This is a genomic window from Aeromonas sp. R7-2 (assembly GCF_040908105.1).
GTDB lineage: Bacteria > Pseudomonadota > Gammaproteobacteria > Enterobacterales > Aeromonadaceae > Aeromonas > Aeromonas caviae.
Window position 1 is genome coordinate 329,252 of the sequence record NZ_JBFODC010000037.1, and the last position, 24,143, is coordinate 353,394.

Genomic DNA, 24,143 nt, shown 5'->3' on the forward strand with positions numbered 1-24,143 from the left:
TATTTGTCGTTGCAGCAGTGTTTCTTATCATGCCAACGAGAAAATATCATTGTGATACGCGTTTTCATCGGCCGCATATGGGGATATATTTCGCGCGCCTTCGGGCTCCAGCGGCCGGTGTGCCGACAGGAGCCGGGGCGTACAGTGATGGTCCCTGCACCATCTCTCCATCTTTTTTTGAGGGTATGCACATGAACAAAGTACTGGTAGCCGGTATCCTGGGTCTGATGTTGACCGCCTGTGGTCAGAAAGAAGAAGCTGCCGCTCCGGCTGCGACCCCGGCCGCAGACGTTGCTGCCACTGTCGAGAAAGCCGCTAGCGAAGCGTCTGCTACCGTCGAGAAGGCTGCTTCCGAAGCTTCCGCTACTGTCGAGAAGGCTGCCGCTGACGTGGCCACCAAGGCTGAAGCTGCCGTGAGCGATGCCAAGGCCAACTAAGCCAGCACCTCATTGAAAAACGGGCTCGGCGCACTCGCGCCGGGCCCGTTTTTTTATGGCCATGGCGGGGCGTTGCCCGGTCAGCCGAGGGGTTCCACCAGCAGGATGTGGGAGTCGGCCCCCACCACCTTGACCCGGCTGCCGGCCGGCAGCGGCGCGTTGCAGCGCACCGTCCAGACGGTGTCGTCCAGATGCACCCGGCTCATCCCCTGGCTGACCTCGTCCAGCAGGGTCAGCTCGCGGCCCATGTAGCTTTGCATCCGCTCGTTGATGGGAGCGGCGGCATCCAGCCCGGAGCGATCCCGGCGATGCTGCCAGCGCCACCAGGCCCAGGTGGTGAGCAGGGATTGCAGGGCGAAGAGCAGCAACTGCGCCTGCCAGCCGAAGGGCCAGACCAGCAGCAGGAGCCCCACCTCCAGGGCGGCGATGCCGGTCCAGAGCAGAAAGCCCACCGACCCCATCACCTCGATGGCCAGCAGCACGAAGCCGAGTCCCAGCCAGTGCCAGTGGGTCAGCCCCTCGAACAGGGCTGTCATGATTTGCCCGCCTTGCCGTCTTTGTTGAACAGCTCGGCCATGCCCGCCACCGAGCCTATCAGGCTGCCCGCTTCCAGGGGCATCATGATGATCTTGCTGTTGGGGCCTTCACCGATGCGGGCCAGGGCCTCGGTGTATTTCTGGGCCACGAAGTAGTTGATGGCCTGCATGTCGCCCTCGGCAATCGCCTGGGAGACCATGTGGGTCGCCTTGGCTTCCGCCTCGGCGGCCCGCTCCCGCGCTTCGGCGGCGAGGAAGGCGGCCTGACGCTCACCCTCGGCTTTCAGGATCTGGGACTGCTTCTCCCCCTCGGCCTTCAAGATCTTGGACTGGCGCACCCCTTCGGCCTCCAGCACCTCGGCCCGCTTCTGGCGCTCGGCCTTCATCTGGGCGTTCATGGCTTCCACCAGGGCGAGGGGCGGGCGCACATCCTTGATCTCGATCCGGGTCACCTTGATGCCCCAGGGGGCGGTGGCCGCATCCATGGTGCGCAGCAGCTTCTCGTTGATGGTGTCGCGCTGGGAGAGCATTTCGTCCAGCTCCATGGCGCCGAGCACGGTCCGCATGTTGGTCATGGTGAGATTGCGGATGGCGCTGGTGAGATCGTTGACCTCGTAGCCCGCCTTGCGGGCATCCACCACCTGCACGAAGCTGATGGCGTCGATGGTGACGTTGGCGTTGTCCCGGGAGATCACCTCCTGGGCCGGGATGTCCAGCACCTGCTCCATCATGATGATCTTGTGGCCGATGCGGTCGATGTAGGGGATCAGCAGGTTGAGGCCCGGGGAGAGGGTGCGGGTGTAGCGGCCGAAGCGCTCCACGGTCCAGTTGTAACCCTGGGGCACTATCTTGATGCCGGCACTCAGGGTGGCGAGTACCAGGAATATGAAGATCCCCAATACAATCAATGACTCATTCATGATTAAGCTCCTTATGAAACACTTTCACTAGCCTAGGGTCTGGTGCCATCCACCACAAGCAGATTCGCTTCTCTATTGCCGCTACACGGCTTTACTAATTACCAAAACGCATTAAAGAGCATTTTTTATTATTTTGAGGGATAAGCGCTCCTGCCTATAGTCGCCCCAGATGTCGCGATGCCGAGGAGCGGGCCCTGATGGATTATTTACCTATGTTTGCCAGGTTGGAAGGCCGCCCGGTACTGCTGGTGGGCGGGGGCGAGGTTGCCCTGCGCAAGGCGCGCCTGCTGCTGGCGGCAGGTGCCCGGATCACCCTGGTCTCTCCCGTGCTCGAGCCCGAGTTCCATGAATTTTCCGGTCGCTTCACCCATGTGGCGGCGCGTTTCGACCCGGCCCACCTGGCAGGGCAGATCCTGGTGGTGGCCGCGACCGACGATCTCGAGGTCAACGCCCTGGTCTACCAGAGCGCCACCGAGCGCGGTCTGTTCGTCAACCTGGTGGATGACCCCGAGCGCTCCAGCTTTATCTTCCCCTCCATCATCGATCGCAGCCCCATCGTGGTGGCCGTCTCCAGCGGCGGCAAGGCCCCCGTGCTGGTGCGCCTGTTGCGCGAGCGGCTCGAGAGCCTGCTGCCCCGCCATCTTGGCGGTCTGGCGGAGCTCTCCGGCCGGGTGCGCCGCCGGGCCAAGCAGGTGCTGGCCTCCCTCTCCGATCGCCGCCGCTTCTGGGAGCGCGCCTTTGCCTCCAACACCCTGGCCGGTCTGATTGAGAAAGCCGATTGGCAGGGTGCCGAGCAGTGGCTGAACGAGGGACTGGACAAAGCCCGTACCGAAGTGGGAGAAGTGGTGCTGGTAGGGGCGGGCCCGGGGGATCCTGGCCTGCTGACCCTCAAGGCGCTGCAACAGATCCAGCAGGCCGAAGTGGTGCTCTATGACCAGCTGGTCTCCCCCGAGATCCTGGACCTGGTGCGCCGCGACGCCACCCTGGTGTCGGTCGGCAAGAAGGCGGGTGCCCACAGCGTGCCCCAGGAAGAGACCAATCGCCTGCTGGTGGAATATGCCAAAGCGGGCAACCGGGTGGTGCGCCTCAAGGGGGGTGATCCCTTCATGTTCGGCCGTGGTGGCGAGGAGCTGGAAGTGCTGGCCGAGGAGGGCATTCCCTTCTCCGTGGTGCCCGGCATCACGGCCGCCGCCGGCGCCACCGCCTATGCGGGCATTCCGCTCACCCACCGCGACCATGCCCAGAGCGCCGTCTTCATCACCGGCCACTGCCAGAAGGAGGGCAAGGAGCCCGACTGGCAGCAGCTTGCGGCCACCAACCAGACCCTGGTCATCTACATGGGGCTGATGCGCTCCGAGCATATCCAGCAGCAACTGGTAAGCCATGGCCGACGCGCCGCCACCCCTATCGCCATCATCGAGCGGGGCACCACGGCCCGTCAGCGGGTGCTGACCGGCACCTTGGCGGATCTGGCCGAACTGGCCCAGCAGGCGGTGAGCCCGTCGCTTATCGTCATCGGTGAAGTGGTGGCCCTGCGCCAGCAACTCGCCTGGTTTGGCGAACAGGGGCAAGGGCAGGAAGCAGAAAGCGGCCACGAGCTCAAGCTGGTGAGCCTGGCCTGAGAGGCGAGACCCGAATCGATTTGACGGTGCGGCCATAGCGGCACCGAACTGAACCAACACCGCGCCCCGAGCAGGTGCGATAGCAATGAACCGAGGACCCAGACATGGACCGTGAAAGACTGACCCAACTGCAGCCATCCGATGCACAGAGCATCCGTGCAGGTGTCACCCGCGAGCGACTGACTCACCTGCAGCAACTGGAAGCCGAGAGCATCCATATCATCCGCGAGGTGGCCGCCGAATTTGAAAACCCGGTGATGATGTACTCCATCGGCAAGGACTCCTCCGTCATGCTGCACCTGGCCCGCAAGGCCTTCTATCCGGGCAAGATCCCCTTCCCCCTGCTGCACGTGGACACCAACTGGAAGTTCAAGGAGATGATCAAGTTCCGGGACGAGACCGCCAAAAAGTTCGGGCTGGATCTCATCGTCCACAAGAACCCGGACGGTCTGGCCATGGACATCAACCCCTTCGTGCACGGCAGCAGCAAGCACACCGACATCATGAAGACCGAGGGGCTCAAGCAGGCGCTCAACAAATACGGCTTCGACGCCGCCTTCGGTGGTGCCCGTCGCGACGAGGAGAAATCCCGCGCCAAGGAGCGCGTCTACTCTTTCCGCGACAAGTCCCACCGCTGGGATCCGAAGAACCAGCGCCCGGAGCTGTGGCGCGTCTACAACAGCCAGGTCAACAAGGGGGAGAGCATCCGTGTCTTCCCGCTCTCCAACTGGACCGAGCTGGACATCTGGCAATACATCTATCTCGAGAACATCGACATAGTCCCGCTCTACTTCGCGGCCATGCGCCCCGTGGTGGATCGCGGCGGCATCAAGATCATGGTGGATGACGATCGCATGCCCATCGGCCCGGAAGACGAAGTGAAGCAGGAGCTGGTGCGCTTCCGTACCCTCGGCTGCTACCCGCTGACCGGGGCCATCGAATCCAATGCCACCACCCTGCCGGAGATCATCGAAGAGATGCTGATCACCACCTCGAGCGAGCGGCAAGGGCGGCTCATCGACCACGATCAGGCCGGCTCCATGGAGCAGAAGAAGCGTCAGGGCTATTTCTAAAAAATGTTCTAAGGAATCGCAACATGAACAACCACATTCAGACCGCCATCAGCGAACAGGGCATTGAAGCCTACCTGCACGCCCAGCAGCACAAGAGCCTGCTGCGTTTTCTCACCTGCGGCAGCGTGGACGACGGCAAGAGCACCCTCATCGGCCGCCTGCTGCACGACTCCCAGCAGATCTATGAAGATCAACTGAAGGCACTGGAGTCCGACAGCCAGAAGCTCGGCACCACCGGCGAGAAGCTGGACCTGGCCCTGCTGGTGGACGGCCTGCAGGCGGAGCGCGAGCAGGGCATCACCATCGACGTGGCCTACCGCTATTTCTCCACCGCCAAGCGCAAATTCATCATCTCGGACACCCCGGGCCATGAACAGTACACCCGCAACATGGCCACCGGCGCCTCCACCTGCGATCTGGCCATCATCCTGATCGACGCCCGTAAGGGGGTGCTGGATCAGACCCGCCGCCACAGCTTTATCGCGAGCCTGCTCGGCATCAAGCAGTTCGTGGTGGCAGTGAACAAGATGGACCTGGTGGAGTTCAGCCAGGAGGTGTTCGATCGCATCAGCGCCGATTACCGCGAATTCGCCAAGAAACTCAGCGTCGACACCATCCACATCGTGCCGGTCTCGGCCCTGGACGGTGACAACGTGGTGAACCCGAGCGACAAGCTGGCCTGGTACCAGGGCGAGACCCTGCTCTCCTTGCTGGAGTCCGCCGAAGTGGAGCGCGAGCTGGAGCGTCATCCGGTGCGCCTGCCGGTGCAGTACGTGAACCGCCCCAACCTCGATTTTCGCGGCTTCGCGGGCACCCTGGCCTCCGGCATCCTGCGGGTGGGCGACAAGCTTGCCGTGCTGCCGTCCGGCAAAGAGAGCACGGTGACCCGCATCGTCACCTTCGACGGGGATCTGGAGTACGCCCTGCCGGGTCAGGCCATCACGGTCACCTTCGCGGACGAAATCGACATCAGCCGGGGCGACCTGCTGGTGGATGCGGCGAAAAAGCCCCAGGTGACCCAGAACGTGCTGGCTCACATCGTCTGGATGGGGGAAGAGTCCCTGCAACCGGGCCGGGTCTATGACGTCAAGCTGGCCACCAAGAAGAGTCGTGGCCAGGTGGAGGCCATCCGCCACCGCATCGAGATCAACAAGCTCGACGAGCTGCCCGCCTCCGAGCTCAAGCTCAACGAGATCGGCCTGTGCGAATTCAGCCTGACCGACCCGGTGGCGTTCGACCCCTACAAGGAGATCCGCGACACCGGCAGCTTCATCCTCATCGACCGGCTGACCAACGTCACCGTCGGTGCCGGCATGATAGTGGAAGGGCTGGCGGCCAAGGTGATGGCGGGGCAATACAGCGAGTTCGAAGTGGAGCTCAACGCCCTGGTGCGCAAGCACTTCCCCCACTGGCAGGCGCTGACCATCAGCAACGATTCCGGCAAGGAGTAAGCCCATGACCTGGCAACAATCCCTGGTGCTGGGTCTGCTGGCTGCCCTCGTCGCCCTGCTGATCCAGGGCAAACTCCGGCCGGCGCTGCTCTTCTCGGGCGCCGTGCTCATCACCTACCTGAGCGGCCTGGCGGACATCAACGCCGTGGTGGCGGGCTACACCAACAGCGCCCTGCTGACCCTGGTGTTGCTGCTGCTGGTATCGCTCGCGGTGGAGAAGACCCGGGTCATGAGCTGGTTTGCCAACCTGGTGGGCACCGGCTCCTTCAACAAGGTGCTGGTGAAGGTGTGGTTTTCCACCGCCTTCCTGTCGGCGTTCGTCAACAACACCGCCGTGGTGGCGTCCATGCTGGGGGCGGTCAAGCGCAACCCCAACCATGCGCCCTCCCGGCTGCTGTTGCCCATGTGCTTCGCGGCGACCTTTGGCGGTGTGCTGACCCTGATCGGCACCTCCACCAACCTTATCGTCAACAGCTTCCTCATCAAGATGGGGGCCAAGCCGCTCGGCATGTTCGACTTCTTCATGGTGGGGGCGGGGACCCTGCTGACCGGCCTTATCGCCGTGCTGCTGTTTGCCCGCCACCTGCCGGAGCAGGACACCGAGATGAGCCGGGAATCCGGCTATTTTCTCGAGGCCAAGGTGGGCCCCGGCTCGCCCATGGCCGGGCGCAGCGTCAAGGAGAACGGCCTGCGCAGCCTGAAAAGCCTCTATCTTGCCGAGATCATCCGGGGCAACCAGGTGATCTGCCCGGTGCAGCCGGAACACGAGCTGCACGAGGGGGACATGCTGCTGTTCTGCGGCGACGTGGAGAGCGTCGGCGTGTTGCAGGAGCTCAAGGGGTTGGATCTCTACGGCCAGCACCGCCTCAACGGCCAGCACCTGGTGGAGGTGATCGTCAGCCACAGCTCGCGTCTGGTGGGTCAGACCATCAAGGATGCGGAGTTTCGCACCCATTTCGATGCGGTGGTGCTGGCGGTGCGCCGGGGCGAGACCCAGCTCACCGGCGGCCTCGGCCAGATTGAACTGCACGCAGGGGACACCTTGCTGCTGGCCCCCGGCCCCAAGTTTGCGGGCAACAAGTCCCTCTCCCGGGAGTTCGTGGTGGTGAGCGGGCTGGAGGCCTCCACCCGGCTCGATGCCACGCGCAGCGCCGCCGTGGTGGCGGGGTTCCTCGGGGTGTTGACCCTGTCGGTGCTCGACCTGGTGCCGCTCTTCAAGGGGCTGCTGGTGATGCTGGTGGTGCTGCTCTTCTCCCGCATCCTGACCCTGGACGAGATCCGCCGCCGCTTTCCCCTGGATATCTGGCTGGTGGTGGGCGGGGCGCTCGCCATCGCCGATCAGCTGGAGAAGAGCGGGCTGGCCAAGCTCATCGCCGACTGGCTGATGGGGGAGTTCAACGGGGCCAGTCCCTTTATCGCTTTCGTGGGGATCTATCTGTTTACCCTGGTGCTGACGGAGTTGATGAGCAACAACGCGGCGGCGGCCCTGGCCTTTCCCATGGGATTCCAGCTGGCGCTCAGCATGGACGTCTCCACCATGCCGTTCATTCTGGCGGTGCTGTTCGGGGCGAGCTCCAGCTTTATCCTGCCCTACGGCTATCAGACCAACCTGATGGTCTATGCGGCGGGCAACTACAAGATGCCGGATTATCTCAAGCTGGCCCTGCCTGTCTCCCTGGCCTACAGCATCGGGGTGATCGTCATGGTGCCCCTGCTGTTTCCGTTTTAAGGTCTGATACCGGGGGATGTGTTAAGGGCTGCTTATGTTAACGCGGCTTTTATCAAGGCTGCTTATGATACAGGGGAGTGCCAGGGCACTGGCATCCAGGCGTGAGCGCCAATCAGGGGGAGTTGCATGCGCATCTCAGGGCATCAGCACCTTGCCGCCTCATCGCGAGGCGGCTCCCCGCTGTAGCGGACAGTTTTCAGTATTGCGGCGTGAGCGCCAATCAAGGAGTGTTGGATGAGCAATGCCATGGCATCAGCACGTTGTCGGCTGATAGTCCGAGGTGGCTCCCTGTGGTGCCGGACAGTTTAAGTTTTGAGGCGTGAGCGCCAATCAAGGAGTGTTGGATGAGCAATATCGTGTGGCATGCCCATGCCGTCGACAAACAGAGCCGGGCCGAGCAGAAGGGACAGAAGCCCCTGGTGATCTGGTTCACCGGGCTCTCCGGGGCGGGCAAGTCCACCCTGGCGGGGGCGCTGGAGCAGGCGCTGGCCGCCTCGGGCAAGCACACCTATCTGCTGGATGGGGACAATGTGCGCCACGGCCTCTGTGGCGATCTCGGCTTCGATGACGCCGCCCGCCAGGAGAATATCCGCCGGGTCGGCGAAGTGGCAAAACTCATGGTGGATGCGGGACTGATCGTCCTCACCGCCTTTATCTCGCCGTTCCGTGCCGAGCGGCAACTGGTGCGCAATCTCGTGGGTGAAGAGGAGTTCGTCGAGGTGTTTGTGGATGCACCCCTTAGCGTGTGTGAAGAGCGCGACCCCAAGGGGCTCTACAAGAAGGCGCGGGCGGGGGAGATCCGTAACTTCACCGGTATCGACTCCGCCTACGAGGCCCCCGAGCAGCCGGAAATCCATCTGCTGAACGCCGGCAAGCCGGTGGAAGCGCTGGTGGAGGAGCTGTTGACCGCCCTGCGGCTGCGGGGCTTGATCGACTGAGGTTGATTATTGATACCGAGGGTTTCTATCAGAGGGGGCATTTGCCCCCCTTATTTATTGCTTTCCTACTATGATCCCCCTTGTCGCTGCCACCATTTCTCTGTTGAGTGTTTTCGAGACCTTAGGGTGCAATAAGCTCAACGCTTTGCACCACGAAAAGTGGAGGTACTCGGCCAAGCGCCTGCGGTATGGCTTTTAATGCGGCTGAGACATCATTTCTGTTGTTACTTTGGCTTATATGTATGTTAGGCGATCTATGTTGCTTGCTTAGCATGCCAAACATAATATTTCTTGCTATTAGCCCAGTTGGCGACACTCTTACCTTCTAGGGCTTTTATTGCATCTGTCATGGCATCAGTGAGAGTTGCATAAAAATTGCCAACAATCTTCCCATGCTCAACATAGATGTATTTTTTTTCGAAAAGATCGTCGCAACCCATTTTGCACATAAGAGCTGCAATATTGCCAAAATCTAGTTTTTCACTGTTACTGCATTTTGACCTGTTCTTGATGTGAGCTGCAACTAACATATTTTCTGGGAAATCACGATTGCAAAGGATACAAGGTGCCTGTGCGCGACCGTTCAACAGAAATGCTCGCAGAATTGATTGCTCGGCACGTCTTTTTGATATTGAATCTGGATCTAGGTCAAAATCCTCGATAGTTTTAGGCAAAACCTTAGATAAACTTACATCTAGGGCATCAATTTTTATATTTTTAGACACTATGAAGGATGGTGCATTTTCAATGTCTGGGTTTGACATTCTCGCACCATAGCCTTGTTGCACAAGAGCTTCTAATTGCTCAAGAGTCTTAACCCTCACATAGTCTGCTTTGTATCTAGTACGGGTTGCAACGTACATTCTGTCCTCGTGCAAGTGCGGGTACAACGGCTTTCCTTTGTATTTCCCACTGCTAACGTTTGCTTCCAATGACATTATCTTCCTCTATGCGTACGTTTAAAGCACCAGTAGGGACATACAAAACGCGCAGCAGTTTGGCTGTCCCTCAGATTGGCTTTGTTATGTTTGTTTATTTCACTAATGCTCTACATACTTTCTTGGCGATTTCATTTATGGCCATATTCTCTGATGACAGAGCCAGCTTGTCTGCCAACATAGGACTATATTGCATAACCTGTTGTCTTGTTACATTATGCCATATTGGAAGAATAACTTTTTTACCTTCAATTTCTCTTGCTACGAGTGAGTTAAGTTCGTACTTGGTCCAGTTTTTATCTAGAAACTTAGGCGATAAAACAACGATACCATATCTTGACGTGACGAGGCCTTTATCAATAGATTCTCGGAGGCTATCTCCAATTTCCAATTCAAACTCGTCATACCAAATCCTAAAGCCATATTCTTTGAGAATACCTGCTAAAGGTCGTACAAAGTCATCTTTATCTTCACTAGCATGTGAAATAAATGCATCATATCCAATTTCTTCCGGCGGTTCGTCAGACTCAACATAGTCACGATCCATCATCCTCATCATGATACCAGTATGAAACGAAAATGCCTCGTCGGGAGAGTTGAACTTTGACTTGTCATAGAGGTTTATTGGCGTATCACCGCCGACTACCCACCATTCAGGTATTTCTTTGTCGGTAGTAACTACAGAAATTACAGCATCGTCGCGCCCCAGCAATCGGAACGATTCTACAAAATCTACAGATGTTACCGTTGTGTCAGCTTGGCGTTGCACGTAATCCCAAGCACGTTTCTTTAATTCTTCAATATCCATCTTAGATAATTATCTCCACATGAACATAACGCTTAATTAAGGGGGCTGTAATGTATAATGTTATGGTCTCAGGGCCGTAGGTTGGGATTACTATTACGAAACCCAACATTCTAGCAATTATTCACGGTAAACGTCGGGCTTCGCAAGCTCAGTCGATATCTACTGTAGGGCCGTAGATCAGGATTGAAATCAGGGCTGCCGCGCATGGTATATCGCCATTGCTTATATATTTCCTCAGATAAGGCTACCACCCCTGAAGTTCAACCTCCAGTTTTCTGCACTTTCCCTTCTGTGTGGATCTAGTCTGGCTCTTACGAGGGGTGAATGAACAAACTGCTTATCAACGTATAAGGAGGTAATTTACTAGCATGCTTATCCCCACTTCAATCAGTTATCGCTGGATTTATTGGCTGGGTTACCTAGCTTCGACCTTAACCATATATTTATATCGCGGATAACCTCTTTGCGCAGGCTTTTCCCGTCGCTGTCTTTCAACCCATGATCCAGTGCTTCGTAACGCCGATACTCGATATTGTTCTTCCCGAGTTCTTTAAGGCGCTGCACCAACTCATCTGTTTTTTGCGGTGATACCGAAGTATCCATTCCACCCTGAATGATCAGTAAAGGAGAATTGACTTTTATAAGGGTATCCAGCTGATCGATGGAGAGCATCTGCTGCCACCAATGATAGCCATGCCCGCTGACGTCAATCTCAAAGGGGTTGCTGTGAAGAACATGCTCGGCAAACCCTTTAAAGTCATCGACCTCTTTTTTCGCCGCAGCGGGGTTTTTATGCTTTACCGCGATGCTGTGTGAGACGTCATCGATAAACCAGCGGCCACCGCCATTAAAGGAGATAGCGGCATCGATATAGTCAACTTCTGCGCTCACCAGGTTGGATATAACGGCCCCTTCACTGCCGCCCAAGAGGATGAGCTTTTTGTATTGCCCGTCTTTTCGAACGATATCGAGCACAGTGTTGATATCCGCGACCCGCTGCGCAGGATTGTCCTTTTCAAGGTACTGGGCAGGGCAATCCTTGCGTTCGGCATCTTTACTGTATTTTAATTTGCGATTGATGCCGTACTTTTCGATTAGCAACACATCAGCTTCTGGCCAAACATTTTTATACTCGGTGAGTATGGATTCTATTTTCAACACACTATTGCAATCAGAACCTTGCAGGATCAACAGCAATGTATCTGCGCCATGGGCATGTTGGACAAGATAATAGGAGATAGGCGAGCCATCATCCCTGCTCGCTGTGCGAGTCATGATCTCCTGAGGGTTCACCGAACTTGTCAAAAAGAGAAAACCAAAAAACATTAATAGAACTTTCATATTGAATATGATGGTTGTGGTTTTTAATGATTGATACTAAGAAAAATGTGGTAATCACATGCTATTAATCTTATCAGTTTATCTATTTGGGAACATTGAATGATTTAAATTCCATAGGCTAAACCTTGCTTGTTTCTGAGCACTAGCTGATAGGCGTGATCTCGCATTAAAAATATCATCAACTCAATATCCTTAAGTTGGGATAATTTAATAGGATGGGCTTCCCATCGAGGTGGGGGGTGACCGGCATCGTTACAATGAGCAAGATATATTCGTTGTTTGCTCCGATACAGGGCGAAAAAACTCATGTCACATTGCTTAGCTATAGATAAATAAGGTTCAAAAGAAAGTTCATACAAATTCATTTCATCATATTCAGTTGAGCTTATATAACGAGACATCTCGTAATATGAATCAGGTAAGCTCGCGTCTTGGCTTATTGAATCAAATAACTTGATAACTTCTTGAATATGAGAAAGCTTTATTATTGGTTTTCTTTTCAAACTTTTACCTCTTTGGTCGTGATTTCCCCAACATTCAGGCAAAGCTACCGCCCCTGAATTTCAGCCTCCAGCCTGCTGCGCTTTTCCTGTGGCTCCGGTCTGGTTCATGGCTGACTCCGACAAGAGGTGATCCTGATGGCCATGTTACCGAACGGAGCTGGTTAGGGAAGGGGGAGCGGGCGATTTCTCGGGCAAGATCAATAAATTGGGGGGGGGGGCTGCGGGGGCCTGCGGCAGGTTGGATAAGAGGGATCTCAAGGCGCGACGCTTTCCCGCTTCCCGCTTCCCGCTTCCCGCTTCCCGCTTCCCGCTCAACGCTCAACGCTCAACGCTCAACGCTCAACTCTCAACGCTCAACGCTCAACGCTCAAGGCCCAACGCCCAACATTCACGGTGTATGGATGGGAGAGTGAGCAAGACCATTGCCCTGCTGAGGGCCATGCGGTGCAGCCGAGAGGGTCGGCGTGGCACGGGCGAGCAGGTGGTTGGGAGGGGGCGAAAGACCCGCGGGTTCAGTCGAGGACTCGAATTTGAAACCCGCTCAGACGCCCATGCTCCACCCAAAAGAGGGGCCCGCTGCCGGTGACGGCAGGGGCCCATTTTTATTGTTAGCGCACGGTCTTTAGGTCTGGTTTCCTCCGTGAAGGCTCAGCGGGCCAGCAGGGGTTGGCCACTGGTCAGGGGCGAACTGGTTGGCTGGGTGGCGGGATGCTGCTGGAACTGGCGTACCAGCCGCTCCAGATCCCCGAGCTGCTTCACGAGGGCAATAATGCCCTGCACGGCGTGGCGGCTGCCCTGGCTGGAATCGTCGGCCAGACGCTTGATGTCCAGCACGCTGTGGTGGATGTCCTGGGTGACCAGGGATTGCTCCTGCACCGCCTGGGCTATCTGGTTGCTGCCTGCGGTCACCTGCAACAGGCGTTCGCTGATCTGTTGCAGGATATCGCCGGTGGCGGCGGCCTTGAGGCGGCAACTGGCGGAGAGCTGTTCCCCTTGCGCCATGGCCTGCTGGGCATCGTCGGCGCTGGCCTGCAAGAGGCTTATCATCTGCTGGATCTCGCCGGTGGAGGATTGGGTCTTGATGGCCAGGGTGCGGATTTCGTCCGCCACCACCGAGAAGCCGCGACCGGACTCGCTCGCCCGGGCCGCCTCGATGGCCGCATTGAGGGCCAGCAGGTTGGTCTGGTTGGCGATGTTGTTGATGACGTCCAGGATGCCATCGATGGCGCGGCACTGGCTGGCCAGCGCCTCTATCACGGCGCGGGAGGTGAGCAGCTCGCCGTGAACCCCTTCCACCGCCGCCACGGTATCGAGCACGCTGCGATTGCCCTCCCGAAACAGCACGGCGGTGTTGTCCAGGCTGTCCGAGGAGGCGATCGAGCTGTGGGAGACCTCGCGAATGGACGCCGTCATCTCGGTGATGGCGGTCGCTACCTGGTTGGTCTGGGCCTGCTGTTGCTGCAGGTTGCCGGTGATGGACTCGGCATTGTTCAGATCCGTCTGCGCCGCCTGCACGATCTGCTGGCAAGTCTGCTGGGTGCGGGCCAGCACCGCATTGAACTCGGCCTGGTTCATCTTCATGGCGAGCTCGACGGCAGCCAGACGATCGACCCGGCCGGTATACAGCAGTTGCATCAAGGGGTTGTCGAAACGGTGGCGGGCCAGGGTCTCCAGCCGGGCGAGGCGCCGGGAGAGGGTCTGGCAGATGACGAGCGCAACCACCAGGGGCAGGGCGCCGATGAGCAGAGGCCAGCCCGGGCCGTGCTGATAGCCGAGGGGGACCAGACTGGCCAGCAACGCCATCAGGCAGAGGTGGATCCCCAGGGTGTGGCAGCAGGGAGGCAGGCGCAGGGCCCGGGGGGTCTTGCCGCGGCGCATCTCGTCATAGACCCGCTCCGCACGCTGCTTGATCGCGTCGTCCGGCGCCGTGCGCACCGACTGGTACTCCACCACCTTGCCGCTTGCGTCCTGAATGGGGGTGACGAAGGCGTTGACCCAGTAGTGATCCCCGTTCTTGCAGCGGTTCTTGACCGGGCCCATCCAGCTTTTGCCTTCCCGCAGATGGCGCCACATGTCGGCAAACGCCTGGGGCGGCATGTCGGGGTGGCGGACCAGGTTGTGGGGCGCCCCTTGCAGCTCCTCCAGGGTGAAGCCGGCTATCTGGCAGAACTCGTCGTTGGCATAGGTGATGCGGCTCTCCAGATCCGTGGTGGAAATCAGGTTCTGGTGCGACGGGTAGAGGCGCTCACGCTGGGTAACGGGTTGATTGACTCTCATGGTACTTCCTGCCTGACAGGGGAAAGAGAGTCTGGTTGCAATTCGTACACCAGAGTGCCCAAAAACGCTTAAATTGCGTTCTATATGTCTCTTTTGCGCTCAAAACCCGCAGAGGGCCGTACATGGCCCGGGCTCGCGTCTGTCCCGGCCGTCAGGATTCGCTTTTTGGGAGCCGTTTTGGCAATGGCAGGGCGGGTTTCGCAATTTGGCAAGGCGGGGCCTGGGCCTCCGCCAGCCTCAGGCGGACAGATCCGGCTCGCTGACCGGGGCCGGCATCTGGGTCTCTATCTGCAGGTGGGTGGAGAGCAGGGTCTTCAGATCCTGCAGGTACTCCTCCAGGGGGGGCTCGTCCAGCAGCAGGGCAAGCTCGTTGCCGATGGGGGTGAGCCGGTAATAGAGCAGGGTGAGGTTGCTCTGGCGTTGGCGCAGACGCCAGCGCTGGTTGCCAAAGGCCAGCTCGACCCCGTCGGCGGGCAGGGGACCGGATTCGAGCTCGCCACGGTGCAGCAGCCCGAGATCGCACAGCAGCAGCAGGGCGCTGTAGGGCACCCGGTATTTGCCGAGCCCCATCCGGGTGACCTTGGCGCGACTGAGCAGGCTGGCCCCCTTGTGCATGCCCAGCAGCAGACGCTGCTCGTCGCTGCCCTCGTAGTGGCAGGAGAGGGCGCAGATGCGCTGGAACAGCTGGGCTTCGCGCTGGGTCATCTCCTTGAGGGTGTTGAGGGCACGGATGGAGAAGCGGCCCGGGGTGGCGACTTCCAGGGCGAAGATGCGGCCCCACAACTGCTGCATGGGGGTCATGCTGATGTCTTCGGCCAGTTGCAGGAAGCGGGTGAGCCAGTCGCTGTCTATCTCGCCGCCGGCGGCGGTCTCTTCGCAGTGGCGCGCGGCCATCACCATGATGGATTCCAGATTGCGCTGGCGGGTAGCCTGCTCCGCCAACTGGCGGAAGGTGGCGCGCTGCTCGAAGGTGCTGTCGCTGTTGCGGGTGAGCATGCCATCGATGCCGCGGCTGCGGGCCAGGCGCAGGGTCTGCTCCTGGCTGCTCAGGATGGAACTCTCTTTCTTGGGGGGCAGGTCAGCCATGCTGGCTCCGTGATGGCAAGGTCTGGTAGTGAATGTTACTCCAACCAGATCCATGAACAATCCCTTTGCCGGGGTCGTCACGGGATAAAAAATGGCCTCCCGGGGGAGGCCATCAGGGGCTCACTCTTCGTAGACGCTGACCTCGACCGCGTCCATGGAGTAGGAAGCGGTGGCCATCTCGTGGCTGGAGCTGACGGTGTGCATCTTGCCCTTGACCCAGATGGCGTCCCAGAGGTCATCCACCGGCGCCCCCTTGGGGTAGCTCACGTAGATTACCTGGTTGGTGGGCGGGGGCGGCACGTGAATGCAGGCGCCAAAGTAGGGGACCAGCAGGAAGGCGGTGATGGTCTTGGCATCCCCTTCCAGGGGCACCACGAACCCGGGGATCCGCACCTCCTGATTGTCCAGCTTCATGTTGACGCCCCCCACCGGCTGCGGCACCGAGGAGAAGTCGCCATCATGGCTGACCTGGGGCGGTGGCAGCAGTTTTTCCCCCTCCGGGATGAGGATATCCCAGTCGATGGTCTTGTAATCTGCAGCCATGGCAGGCAGCACCAGCAGGCTGGCCAGCAGCGCCACTATTTTCCACTTCATCATCTGTTCTTCTCTCTTGGTCGGATGCGTCGGGTCAGACGCGAATGCTCATGCCGTCGCTCAGGCTGTAGCGGTAAGCGCGGGCGGCAGGCAGCAGCCCGATCACCATGCCCGCCAGCCAGACCAGGCCCAGCAGTTGCCACTCATAGGCGCTCGGCAGACCCAGGCTCATTTGCAGGCCATAGTGGCTGAGCAGCCAGGGGCTAGCAAGCCCCTGACCGAGATAGAGCGCGGCCACCCCGAGGGCGATGCCCGCCGTGGTGAGCGCCATCGCCTCCAGCGCCAGCAGCAGGAAGAGGTGGGCAGGGCCCGCCCCCAGGGAGCGCAGAATGGCGAGCTCGCGGCGCCGTTCGTTGAGGCCGGCGAGCAGGGTGGTCAGCATGCCGATGAGGCCCGCCACCACCACGAAGCCCGCGATCACCGACAGGGCGGTCTCCGCCACGCTCATCAGCCCCCAGAGCTCCTGCAGAGCGGCTCCCGGCAGGATGGCCATCAGGGGCTCTCTGGGATAGGTGTTGACGCTGCGCTGCAACTGGAACGCCAGGATCCGGTTGCTGAGCCCCACCATGAAGGCGGTGATGGTCTTGGGGGTGAGATCCAGCGCCATCGCCTGTTCCGGGGTCACGTTCTTGCTGTGACGACCGGTGTCCCAGCCCAGGTGGATCGCCTCTATGCCCGCCAGCGGCACATGAATGGTGCGATCGATGGGGGTGCCGGTGGGGGCCAGGATCCCCACCACTTTGAACGGCATGTTGTCATGCTGGCTGAACGAGGTGTTGCCGGCGCCATGGGCGATGACGATGGATTGATCCAGGTGATAGCCGAGCTTTTCGGCCACCTGGGCACCCAGCACCGCTTCAAACGGTGTTTCGAAGGGGCGACCTTCGCGCATGACGAGCGCCTGCTGCTGGCCGTACTTCAGGTGGGTGAAGTAGTCCCCATTGGTGCCGAGCACGCGAAACCCCTTGTGGGAGTCGCCGAGGGAGAGGGGGATGGTCCAGGCGATACCGGGCCTGGCCTTGATGGCCTGGTAGGAGTCCCAGCCCACGTTGTTGGTGGGGTTGCCGATGCGAAACACCGAATAGAGCAGCAGGTTCACCTGGCCGGAGCGGGCGCCGACGATGAGATCGGTACCCGAGACGGTGTTGGCGAAGCTGTCCCGTGCCTGACTGCGCACCCGCTCCACCCCGAGCAGCAGGGTGACGCTGATGGCGACGGCCAGCAGGGTGAGCCCGGCGGTGAGGCGACGGGCCCAGAGACTTTGCAGGGCGAGTTTCAGCATGAGAGCCTCCGCAGTGAAGGGGAGATGGCCGGACGGGCTGCGAGATGATGGCGTGTGGTCATGCCGCCCTCCGGTTGAGCTGTTGCAGGTTCTCCACCCGGGGGAAGAGGGGCTCCAGATAGGGATCGTGACTGACGAAGACCAGGGTAGATCCCTGCTTGTCACACTCCTCGAACAGCAGCCGGATGAAGGCGGCCCGGTTGTCGGTGTCCAGGGCCGAGGTGGGCTCGTCGGCGATCACCAGAGGAGGGGAGCCTATGAGGGCGCGGGCGGCGGCAACCCGCTGCTGCTGGCCGATGCTGAGGGCGTGGACGGGGCGATGGAGTGCCTCATCCGGCAGTTGCAGTTCTGCCAGCAGGCGGCGCGCCTCCTGCTCGGGGCTCCCTGCCAGGCGGGCCCGCTTGGCGGGTGAAAAGGTGAGGGCAGCGGTGACGTTGTCCTGCACCGAGAGAAACGGCAGCAGATTGAACTGCTGGAAGATGTACCCCAGATTGGCCGCCCGGAACTGGTCACGGGCGCGGCCGGAAAGCCGGGCCAGGGGCTGGCCCAGCACCTCCAGGGTGCCGTGGTTGGCGGTCTGGATACCGGCCAGCAACCCGAGCAGGGTGGACTTGCCACAACCCGATGGGCCCTTGATGAAGACGCGCTCACCCTCGTGGATGCGAAGGGCGGGCAGATCGAGGACGGCTTCGTGACCCGGCCAGGCAAAGGCCAGATCACGGATCTCAACCACGGCATGTTTCATGGTGTTACCAGCCCAGTTTGTTGGCGGACGGAGTCAGTTCGGCGGCAGTCTGGCCGGTGGGCAGTATGCCCTGCACGCTCAGCTTCTCCAGGCTCGGGTAGAGGCTGAACAGGGTGGCCTCGAGACCGGTGAGCTTGGCCGGGGTAGCGCAGGTGTAGGTGTACATGGCTCCCATGTCCGCATGGCCCGCGTCGTCGTGATGGTGTTCATCGTGAGCGCCATCAGCCTTGTCGTGCTCATGCTCGTGCTCGTGCTCGTGCTCATGGTCATGATCTTCCTTGGCGGCCTGCAGCTCCTGCTGGGTCAGCTTGCAGCCGGCGGCCGGGTCGAAACGGAAGAGGGCGTCGGGCTGCTGGAGGCGGGCCACCGCCTTGGCATACTGCGCTTTCTCCTCATCGGTGTTGGCGGCATGTTCGAAGCCCACCAGATCGGCGGCAGGGGCCTGCAACTCGATCATCAGCTGGTTGCCGTCGAGTACCAGGTTGAGGTGGCCGTGACCGTGCTCATGGGCACCGTGGCTGTGGCTTTCGTGTTCGTCGTGATTGGCCTGGGCGCCGAAGGCGGCAGCGGCCAGCAACAGGGTGACTGCTTTCATCGTTAATCCTTTTGAATAAATAGAGAAAAGATTGGTTCAAAAAAAGAAACAATGAAGGGGCGGTGGGGCGCGGATACGGCGATGTCCCGTGGTGCCGGTGGCCGCCCTCGGTTGGGGAGTGCCGATATACCGGTCGATGCCAGAGGAGAGGGGAGGGAGTACGGGGGTCGGCGTCAGTGCCAGCTTGCCATCCAGATGCAGGACGCAGAGGGTGCAGGCATGACCGTGATCGGGCAGGGCAGCTTCAAGAGGGTGCTGTGCCAGCACCGGTTGCATCCACAACCAGCCCAGCAGCAACACCCAGATTGTCAGTGTGGAACGACCCATAGACCCTTGTGGAAAGGGCGCCATCAGCGCCCTTCTCTCTGATTCAGAGATGGGACTGGATGAGCCCCATCACCTTGGTTATCTCGGCGGCATCGAGCTGGCCATCTTTGGCAAACAGCACCTTGCCCTCTTTATCCAGCAGTATGATGGCCGAACTTTCCGGGGTAAGCGCCCAGGCGTTGCGGGCCATCCCCTTGGCATCCAGCACCATGGCGGACCAGGGGAACTCTTTCTTGCTGTCCTCGGCACTGCTCTTCACGAAACCGGACGTGCCCCAGATGGCGTCATTGCTGTTGATGATGGTGACGGTCTGGTACTTGTCGTGGGGCAGCTTGGCCGCCTTGATCGCCTCGATCATGGGGGCATTGAGCTCCTTGGCGCTGGAGCGACCTGCAATGTGCTGGATCAGGAAGACCTTGCCGGTCAGGACCTTGCTCTGCCAGGGCTGATAGCTGATCTCCTTCTCCTTGAGCACCAGCTCCCCCTTGTCGCTGATGTTGACCAGCGGCACCTGGGTTGATTCCTTGATGTTGTGGGCCATGACCAGGGTTGGCAGCAGCGCCAGAGTAAGCACGAGATGTTTCATCCGGATGACACTCCTTTGTGATGTTATAACGATTTCTGGGTCGAGGGAATGGGACCCTGAACATCCTAAACTGATCGGATCTGTTTAAAAAGTGTTAAATAATGCAGGGTGCGACGGTGATCTTGTCAACATGGGCGCCATCCCCCCAATGACGGCGGCAAGGATGGCATGTCATCCATCAAAAGCAAGTGATGGTCAGAAGAGGCTAGTAGAGCGGTTCGCTGATCAAGGGAATCTGGGCCATCGTCATCTGCTGGGCCAGCAGGGGAGAACCGGTGAGCAGCACGTGGCGCTGATTGCCGATCACCAGGGTGTCTCCCTCAAGGCCGCTGTCGGCCGTGATGGCGAGCCAGGCCGGCGAGACGCTGCCGATGCTGATGTTCGGATAGATGATGCTGAGGCTGTACTGGGGCGCCAGCTCCGCCAGCAAACTGGCCATGAGCAGCGCCTTCTCGTCGCTGTCGGCCTTGTTGTCCTGCAGGGCCTGCAAGGGCGGAGCGAAGTGGTCCATTTGCTCGGGCGGGGTGGGGATGCCGCTCAGCCACTCCTGCAGCAGGGTGACGCTGGTGGCGAGATCCTTGGCCGAAAACTGCTGTGCCAGGGGTTTGAGGTCTCCCTTGAACTGATAGAACAGCTGGGAGTAGTTGGGGCGCACACAGGGCAGCTTCTGGTTGGCCGGGTGCACGCAGGGCTGGACCCGCATCTCGTAGAAGGCGTCCTCCTGATATTGCCGGTAGGCCTGCCAGAACTGGGCGGATTCGAGGCTGCTGTCGTGCAGGGTAAAGGCCTGTTCCAGGTTGCGGAACTTGGTGGCCGTCTCCGGGCTGTGCTGGTTGATCTGGTTGATGCTGTTGTAGAGGCGCGGACTGATGTAGGAGTAGAGTGTTTCCAGCGGGAAGTTGAGGGCGGTGTCGAGCTGTGTCATCTCGTGACGGCTGGCTGAAAAGGTGCGCTCATCTGCCGTCAATTGCAGGTGCTTTTGCTGACCATCCGCAGATTGCCACTGCCAGCTCAGGTTGATCTCGTTGGCCTGCGCCATGGTGCCGAAGAGCAGACTGCACAGAAAGCCTTGTGCCAGTTTCATGGTGCGCCTCCGCCTGGGTTGATAATAAACAACTAGGTGAGTGACCGGCATTTGGATTGGTCTGGTGACAGATATATTGGTAATTATCTGATCTGACTTTAAATTTAATTCAGGAAATAAGTCATGGGGGAAATCATCATGAAGCTTGTTTCACGGTTTCTGCTGATATTGGTGGCCACGCCGGCGCTGGCGGGGCAGGTCATCGTCAATCAGGGATTGTCCAGCGCGGATACCTTCGCCCTGCGGGATCAGCTGGCCCGGGAGCATGAATGGCAGGAGTGGCTGCGATTCCAGCAGGCCATCAAGTGGCTGGAGGTGCTGCCGGTCAACTGCGATCTGGTGGGAGGTGCCGGTCAGGAATATCGCTGCGGTGATGACTATTACCGCCCCTATCGGCAAAACGGGCGCGACCTCTATATCCAGGGAGATCCCCCCGGAGCGTCCCCGCAACGACCAATAAAAAAGGCGCCATAAGGCGCCTTTTTTGCGAGGAGTACGCTTATTTTGCAGCGTAACGCTCGGCAGAGGTCTTGATTTCGGCTTCGGCAGCGGCCTTGTCGCCCCAACCTTCCACCTTGACCCACTTGCCCGCTTCCAGCTCTTTGTAGCGCTCGAAGAAGTGCTGGATCTGGGCTTTCAGCAGCTCGGGCAGATCGTTCACATCCTGGATGTGATCGTACTGCTTGGTCAGCTTGGAGTGGGGAACGGCCACGATCTTGGCGTCTTCGCCAGATTCGTCGGTCATCTTCAGCACGCCGACCGGGCGGCAGCGGATGACGGAGCCGGCCAGCAGCGGGTAGGGAGTCGGAACCAGCACGTCGACCGGATCCCCGTCCAGGGACAGGGTGGCGTTCACGTAACCGTAGTTGCACGGGTAGAACATCGGGGTGGACATGAAACGGTCAACGAAGATGGCGCCGCTGTCCTTGTCGACTTCGTATTTGATCGGGTCGGCGTTCTGCGGGATTTCGATGATGACGTAGATGTCGTCAGGCAGGCTCTTGCCGGCCGGTACCAGGTTCAGGCTCATGACGTTTCCTTTGAGTGTTGGAGTCAAGTTTGCAGGCCGACATTATAGCGATGTCCCGTCAAATGACCATATTTCAAGGGCCGGGTGGCGTGGCGGAGGGGAGCTTTTCCCCGCGCTTGCCCGATTTCTGTCGTCTGCGGGCGCGGATGCCTTCGCTCCCCATGGGCGCGGCTTGTGCCACCGGGTCAACAGACCCTAGAATGCGCACTCCCTTTACTGGAAAAGGCAGCGGTATGCACATTCACATTCTCGGGATCTGCGGCACCTTCATGGGTGGTCTGGCGGTGTTGGCAAAACAGCTTGGCTATCGGGTGACTGGCTCCGACGCCAACGTCTATCCCCCCATGAGCACCCAGCTCGAGCAACAGGGCATCGAACTGACCGAAGGCTACGACCCCTCCCAGCTCGATCCGGCGCCGGATCTGGTGGTGATCGGCAATGCCATGAGCCGTGGTAACCCCTGTGTGGAATATGTGCTGGACCGCAATCTGCCCTATATCTCCGGCCCCCAGTGGCTGCTGGAGCATGTGCTGAAAGATCGCTGGGTGCTGGCCGTCGCGGGCACCCATGGCAAGACCACCACCGCCAGCATGCTGGCCTGGGTGCTGGAGTATGCCAAGCTGGAACCCGGTTTCCTCATCGGCGGCGTGCCGGGCAACTTCCCGGTTTCCGCCCGTCTTGGCTCGGCTCCCTTCTTTGTGATTGAAGCGGACGAATATGACTGCGCCTTCTTCGACAAGCGATCCAAGTTTGTCCACTATCACCCGCGTACCCTGGTGATGAACAACCTGGAGTTCGACCACGCCGACATCTTCCCGGATCTCGCCGCCATCCAGCGTCAGTTCCACCACCTGATGCGCACCGTGCCGGGCAACGGCCGGGTGCTCTTCCCCAAAGGCGATGACAACCTTACCGCCGTGCGCGAGATGGGCTGCTGGAGCGAGGTGGAGCTGGTGGGCCAGGACGACGCCAAGTGGAAGGCGGTGAAGCTGGCCGATGACGGCTCCGCCTTCGAGGTGTGGCTGGATGGCGTGAAACAGGGGGAGGTGCACTGGGAGTGCATCGGAGAGCACAACGTCAACAACGGTCTGATGGCCATCGCCGCCGCCCGTCATGCCGGTGTCATGGTGGAGCACGGGATCAACGCCCTCTGCCAGTTCAAGTCCCCCAAGCGGCGCATGGAGCTGAAAGGGGAAGTGGCCGGCATCAGCGTCTATGACGACTTCGCCCACCACCCCACCGCCATCGAGACCACCCTGGGCGGCCTGCGCGCCAAGGTGGGCAAGGCCCGCATCCTGGCAGTGCTGGAGCCCCGCTCCAACACCATGAAGCTCGGGGTTCACAAGGAGGAGCTGGCCGGTTGCTTCGACGGTGCCGACGAGGTGTTCTTCTTCCAGCCCCCCAACATCGGCTGGGATCTGGGGGAGGTGACGGCCCACATGACCCGGCCTGCCCGGGTATTCGAGGCCCTTGATGCCCTGATTGGCGCCCTGGTGGCCGAGAGCCGCCCAGGGGATCATATTCTGATCATGAGCAACGGCGGGTTCGGCGGCATTCACGACAAGCTGATCGCCCGCCTCAAGGAGCTGCAGAGCGCATCATGAACAAGGCCATCACCCTGGCGCTGACCGGCGCCTCCGGCGCTCCCTATGCCCTGCGCCTGCTGGAATGCCTGGTGCAGGCGGACTATCGCGTCTTCCTGCTCGCCTCCTCGGCGGCCAGGGTTGTGCTCAAGACCGAGCAGCAGCAGGATTGGCCGGGCTCCCCCAAGGAGCTGTCGGCGTACCTCTGTCGCCATTATGGTGCCAAAGAGGGTCAGATCGTCGCCTGTGGCAAGGAGGAGTGGTTCTCGCCGGTGGCTTCCGGCTCGGCGGCCCCCAAACAGATGGTGGTCTGCCCCTGCTCCATGGGCACCGTCTCGGCCATTGCCAACGGCACCTCGGACAACCTGCTGGAGCGCGCGGCGGACGTGGTGATCAAGGAGCGGGGCCAGCTGATTCTGGTGCCCCGGGAGAGCCCCTTCTCGGCGATCCATCTGGAGAACATGCTCAAGCTTGCCCGTCTTGGCGTGACCATCATGCCGGCGGCGCCAGGGTTCTACCATGAACCCAAAAGCATCGAAGATCTGGTGGACTTCATGGTCGCCCGCATCCTCGACCACCTGGGTGTCGAGCATGAGTTGACCAGTCGCTGGGGTTATGCAAACCACTGATACGGCGGGGAGCGGACAAAAAAGCGGCG

The 24,143-nt window shown here is 59.9% G+C and carries 25 protein-coding genes; 9 read left to right on the forward strand and 16 right to left on the reverse strand.

Features of this window, described 5'->3' with window-relative positions:
- The first annotated feature begins 191 nt into the window (after positions 1–191).
- The gene (locus AB5Y47_RS19835; RefSeq protein ID WP_010675602.1) at positions 192–437 is read left to right on the forward strand and encodes a hypothetical protein; all 246 of its coding nucleotides are present in this window, start codon (positions 192–194) and stop codon (positions 435–437) included.
- Positions 438–517: 80 nt separating this feature from the next.
- On the opposite strand, the gene AB5Y47_RS19840 is transcribed toward AB5Y47_RS19835, so the two are convergent.
- Both AB5Y47_RS19840 and AB5Y47_RS19845 read right to left on the reverse strand, forming a co-directional pair.
- Positions 518–973 carry an NfeD family protein gene (locus tag AB5Y47_RS19840; protein ID WP_010675601.1) on the reverse strand — a complete coding sequence of 152 codons (456 nt, stop codon included), beginning with the start codon at positions 971–973 and terminating at the stop codon, positions 518–520.
- Positions 970–1,893, reverse strand: a complete 924-nt coding sequence (locus tag AB5Y47_RS19845) for an SPFH domain-containing protein (RefSeq protein WP_029314806.1) — start codon at positions 1,891–1,893, stop codon at positions 970–972. The genes AB5Y47_RS19840 and AB5Y47_RS19845 overlap by 4 nt, the downstream gene beginning before the upstream one ends.
- A gap of 197 nt (positions 1,894–2,090) precedes the next feature.
- On the opposite strand from AB5Y47_RS19845, the gene cysG reads away from it, so the two are divergent.
- From cysG to cysC, 5 genes are all read left to right on the forward strand, one after another.
- Positions 2,091–3,515 carry a siroheme synthase CysG gene (cysG, locus tag AB5Y47_RS19850; RefSeq protein WP_368220568.1) on the forward strand — a complete coding sequence of 475 codons (1,425 nt, stop codon included), beginning with the start codon at positions 2,091–2,093 and terminating at the stop codon, positions 3,513–3,515.
- A 104-nt stretch (positions 3,516–3,619) separates the two neighbouring features.
- Complete coding sequence (gene cysD, locus AB5Y47_RS19855) at positions 3,620–4,588, forward strand: sulfate adenylyltransferase subunit CysD (RefSeq protein WP_052224733.1); 969 nt, start codon at positions 3,620–3,622, stop codon at positions 4,586–4,588.
- Positions 4,589–4,611: 23 nt separating this feature from the next.
- The gene (gene cysN, locus AB5Y47_RS19860) at positions 4,612–6,039 is read left to right on the forward strand and encodes a sulfate adenylyltransferase subunit CysN (protein WP_042864966.1); all 1,428 of its coding nucleotides are present in this window, start codon (positions 4,612–4,614) and stop codon (positions 6,037–6,039) included.
- 4 nt (positions 6,040–6,043) lie between these two features.
- Positions 6,044–7,768, forward strand: a complete 1,725-nt coding sequence (locus tag AB5Y47_RS19865) for an SLC13 family permease (RefSeq protein ID WP_042007068.1) — start codon at positions 6,044–6,046, stop codon at positions 7,766–7,768.
- Positions 7,769–8,112: 344 nt separating this feature from the next.
- The gene (gene cysC, locus AB5Y47_RS19870; protein WP_368220571.1) at positions 8,113–8,706 is read left to right on the forward strand and encodes an adenylyl-sulfate kinase; all 594 of its coding nucleotides are present in this window, start codon (positions 8,113–8,115) and stop codon (positions 8,704–8,706) included.
- 254 nt (positions 8,707–8,960) lie between these two features.
- On the opposite strand, the gene AB5Y47_RS19875 is transcribed toward cysC, so the two are convergent.
- The 13 genes from AB5Y47_RS19875 to AB5Y47_RS19935 all read right to left on the reverse strand — a co-directional run bounded on the left by AB5Y47_RS19875 (position 8,961) and on the right by AB5Y47_RS19935 (position 20,872).
- On the reverse strand, positions 8,961–9,569 hold the full coding sequence (locus AB5Y47_RS19875) for a hypothetical protein (RefSeq protein WP_368220572.1): 609 nt from the start codon (positions 9,567–9,569) through the stop codon (positions 8,961–8,963).
- A gap of 169 nt (positions 9,570–9,738) precedes the next feature.
- On the reverse strand, positions 9,739–10,452 hold the full coding sequence (locus AB5Y47_RS19880; RefSeq protein ID WP_368220573.1) for a toll/interleukin-1 receptor domain-containing protein: 714 nt from the start codon (positions 10,450–10,452) through the stop codon (positions 9,739–9,741).
- Positions 10,453–10,839: 387 nt separating this feature from the next.
- The gene (locus tag AB5Y47_RS19885; protein WP_368220574.1) at positions 10,840–11,793 is read right to left on the reverse strand and encodes an alpha/beta hydrolase family protein; all 954 of its coding nucleotides are present in this window, start codon (positions 11,791–11,793) and stop codon (positions 10,840–10,842) included.
- A 104-nt stretch (positions 11,794–11,897) separates the two neighbouring features.
- Positions 11,898–12,296 carry a hypothetical protein gene (locus AB5Y47_RS19890; RefSeq protein WP_368220575.1) on the reverse strand — a complete coding sequence of 133 codons (399 nt, stop codon included), beginning with the start codon at positions 12,294–12,296 and terminating at the stop codon, positions 11,898–11,900.
- 648 nt (positions 12,297–12,944) lie between these two features.
- Positions 12,945–14,573, reverse strand: a complete 1,629-nt coding sequence (locus AB5Y47_RS19895) for a PAS domain-containing methyl-accepting chemotaxis protein (protein WP_368220576.1) — start codon at positions 14,571–14,573, stop codon at positions 12,945–12,947.
- 237 nt (positions 14,574–14,810) lie between these two features.
- On the reverse strand, positions 14,811–15,659 hold the full coding sequence (locus tag AB5Y47_RS19900; protein ID WP_368220578.1) for a TIGR03899 family protein: 849 nt from the start codon (positions 15,657–15,659) through the stop codon (positions 14,811–14,813).
- 120 nt (positions 15,660–15,779) lie between these two features.
- Positions 15,780–16,256: a DUF3299 domain-containing protein gene (locus AB5Y47_RS19905; protein ID WP_368220580.1), complete on the reverse strand. Its 477-nt coding sequence runs from the start codon at positions 16,254–16,256 to the stop codon at positions 15,780–15,782.
- Positions 16,257–16,287: 31 nt separating this feature from the next.
- Positions 16,288–17,535 (reverse strand): ABC transporter permease, encoded by a 1,248-nt coding sequence (locus AB5Y47_RS19910; protein WP_052815241.1) that lies wholly within the window; start codon positions 17,533–17,535, stop codon positions 16,288–16,290.
- A gap of 58 nt (positions 17,536–17,593) precedes the next feature.
- Entirely contained in the window at positions 17,594–18,280 is a 687-nt protein-coding gene (locus tag AB5Y47_RS19915; protein WP_139737276.1) for an ABC transporter ATP-binding protein, read from the reverse strand.
- A gap of 4 nt (positions 18,281–18,284) precedes the next feature.
- Positions 18,285–18,875: a DUF2796 domain-containing protein gene (locus tag AB5Y47_RS19920; RefSeq protein WP_043155758.1), complete on the reverse strand. Its 591-nt coding sequence runs from the start codon at positions 18,873–18,875 to the stop codon at positions 18,285–18,287.
- A 36-nt stretch (positions 18,876–18,911) separates the two neighbouring features.
- Positions 18,912–19,202, reverse strand: coding sequence for a hypothetical protein (locus tag AB5Y47_RS19925; protein ID WP_080988551.1), 291 nt, complete (start codon positions 19,200–19,202; stop codon positions 18,912–18,914).
- A gap of 43 nt (positions 19,203–19,245) precedes the next feature.
- Positions 19,246–19,788, reverse strand: coding sequence for a YtfJ family protein (locus tag AB5Y47_RS19930; RefSeq protein ID WP_010675585.1), 543 nt, complete (start codon positions 19,786–19,788; stop codon positions 19,246–19,248).
- Positions 19,789–19,993: 205 nt separating this feature from the next.
- The gene (locus tag AB5Y47_RS19935) at positions 19,994–20,872 is read right to left on the reverse strand and encodes a hypothetical protein (RefSeq protein ID WP_010675584.1); all 879 of its coding nucleotides are present in this window, start codon (positions 20,870–20,872) and stop codon (positions 19,994–19,996) included.
- A 123-nt stretch (positions 20,873–20,995) separates the two neighbouring features.
- Here AB5Y47_RS19935 and AB5Y47_RS19940 point away from each other — a divergent pair, with 123 nt between their 5' ends.
- Positions 20,996–21,346, forward strand: a complete 351-nt coding sequence (locus AB5Y47_RS19940) for a hypothetical protein (protein ID WP_010675583.1) — start codon at positions 20,996–20,998, stop codon at positions 21,344–21,346.
- 25 nt (positions 21,347–21,371) lie between these two features.
- Here AB5Y47_RS19940 and ppa read toward each other — a convergent pair whose 3' ends face one another.
- A complete protein-coding gene (gene ppa / locus AB5Y47_RS19945) occupies positions 21,372–21,902 on the reverse strand; it encodes an inorganic diphosphatase (RefSeq protein ID WP_005335667.1) in 531 nt (176 codons plus the stop codon).
- Positions 21,903–22,135: 233 nt separating this feature from the next.
- On the opposite strand from ppa, the gene mpl reads away from it, so the two are divergent.
- Together mpl and AB5Y47_RS19955 are read left to right on the forward strand one after the other, a co-directional pair.
- Complete coding sequence (mpl, locus tag AB5Y47_RS19950) at positions 22,136–23,506, forward strand: UDP-N-acetylmuramate:L-alanyl-gamma-D-glutamyl-meso-diaminopimelate ligase (protein WP_368220582.1); 1,371 nt, start codon at positions 22,136–22,138, stop codon at positions 23,504–23,506.
- Positions 23,503–24,114 carry a flavin prenyltransferase UbiX gene (locus tag AB5Y47_RS19955; protein ID WP_167826065.1) on the forward strand — a complete coding sequence of 204 codons (612 nt, stop codon included), beginning with the start codon at positions 23,503–23,505 and terminating at the stop codon, positions 24,112–24,114. The genes mpl and AB5Y47_RS19955 overlap by 4 nt, the downstream gene beginning before the upstream one ends.
- Positions 24,115–24,143: the final 29 nt, after the last annotated feature.

Coding starts and splice junctions, on each gene's coding strand:
- AB5Y47_RS19935 (WP_010675584.1), bottom strand. CDS start 20,872: ATGAAACTGGCACAAGGCTTTCTGTGCAGTCTGCTCTTCGGCACCATG.
- AB5Y47_RS19930 (WP_010675585.1), bottom strand. CDS start 19,788: ATGAAACATCTCGTGCTTACTCTGGCGCTGCTGCCAACCCTGGTCATG.
- AB5Y47_RS19885 (WP_368220574.1), bottom strand. CDS start 11,793: ATGAAAGTTCTATTAATGTTTTTTGGTTTTCTCTTTTTGACAAGTTCG.
- AB5Y47_RS19955 (WP_167826065.1), top strand. CDS start 23,503: ATGAACAAGGCCATCACCCTGGCGCTGACCGGCGCCTCCGGCGCTCCC.
- AB5Y47_RS19865 (WP_042007068.1), top strand. CDS start 6,044: ATGACCTGGCAACAATCCCTGGTGCTGGGTCTGCTGGCTGCCCTCGTC.
- AB5Y47_RS19925 (WP_080988551.1), bottom strand. CDS start 19,202: ATGGGTCGTTCCACACTGACAATCTGGGTGTTGCTGCTGGGCTGGTTG.
- cysG (WP_368220568.1), top strand. CDS start 2,091: ATGGATTATTTACCTATGTTTGCCAGGTTGGAAGGCCGCCCGGTACTG.
- mpl (WP_368220582.1), top strand. CDS start 22,136: ATGCACATTCACATTCTCGGGATCTGCGGCACCTTCATGGGTGGTCTG.
- AB5Y47_RS19835 (WP_010675602.1), top strand. CDS start 192: ATGAACAAAGTACTGGTAGCCGGTATCCTGGGTCTGATGTTGACCGCC.
- AB5Y47_RS19845 (WP_029314806.1), bottom strand. CDS start 1,893: ATGAATGAGTCATTGATTGTATTGGGGATCTTCATATTCCTGGTACTC.
- AB5Y47_RS19910 (WP_052815241.1), bottom strand. CDS start 17,535: ATGCTGAAACTCGCCCTGCAAAGTCTCTGGGCCCGTCGCCTCACCGCC.
- AB5Y47_RS19895 (WP_368220576.1), bottom strand. CDS start 14,573: ATGAGAGTCAATCAACCCGTTACCCAGCGTGAGCGCCTCTACCCGTCG.
- AB5Y47_RS19900 (WP_368220578.1), bottom strand. CDS start 15,659: ATGGCTGACCTGCCCCCCAAGAAAGAGAGTTCCATCCTGAGCAGCCAG.
- AB5Y47_RS19905 (WP_368220580.1), bottom strand. CDS start 16,256: ATGATGAAGTGGAAAATAGTGGCGCTGCTGGCCAGCCTGCTGGTGCTG.
- cysD (WP_052224733.1), top strand. CDS start 3,620: ATGGACCGTGAAAGACTGACCCAACTGCAGCCATCCGATGCACAGAGC.
- AB5Y47_RS19920 (WP_043155758.1), bottom strand. CDS start 18,875: ATGAAAGCAGTCACCCTGTTGCTGGCCGCTGCCGCCTTCGGCGCCCAG.
- AB5Y47_RS19840 (WP_010675601.1), bottom strand. CDS start 973: ATGACAGCCCTGTTCGAGGGGCTGACCCACTGGCACTGGCTGGGACTC.
- AB5Y47_RS19915 (WP_139737276.1), bottom strand. CDS start 18,280: ATGAAACATGCCGTGGTTGAGATCCGTGATCTGGCCTTTGCCTGGCCG.
- cysC (WP_368220571.1), top strand. CDS start 8,113: ATGAGCAATATCGTGTGGCATGCCCATGCCGTCGACAAACAGAGCCGG.
- AB5Y47_RS19880 (WP_368220573.1), bottom strand. CDS start 10,452: ATGGATATTGAAGAATTAAAGAAACGTGCTTGGGATTACGTGCAACGC.
- AB5Y47_RS19875 (WP_368220572.1), bottom strand. CDS start 9,569: ATGTACGTTGCAACCCGTACTAGATACAAAGCAGACTATGTGAGGGTT.
- AB5Y47_RS19940 (WP_010675583.1), top strand. CDS start 20,996: ATGGGGGAAATCATCATGAAGCTTGTTTCACGGTTTCTGCTGATATTG.
- ppa (WP_005335667.1), bottom strand. CDS start 21,902: ATGAGCCTGAACCTGGTACCGGCCGGCAAGAGCCTGCCTGACGACATC.
- cysN (WP_042864966.1), top strand. CDS start 4,612: ATGAACAACCACATTCAGACCGCCATCAGCGAACAGGGCATTGAAGCC.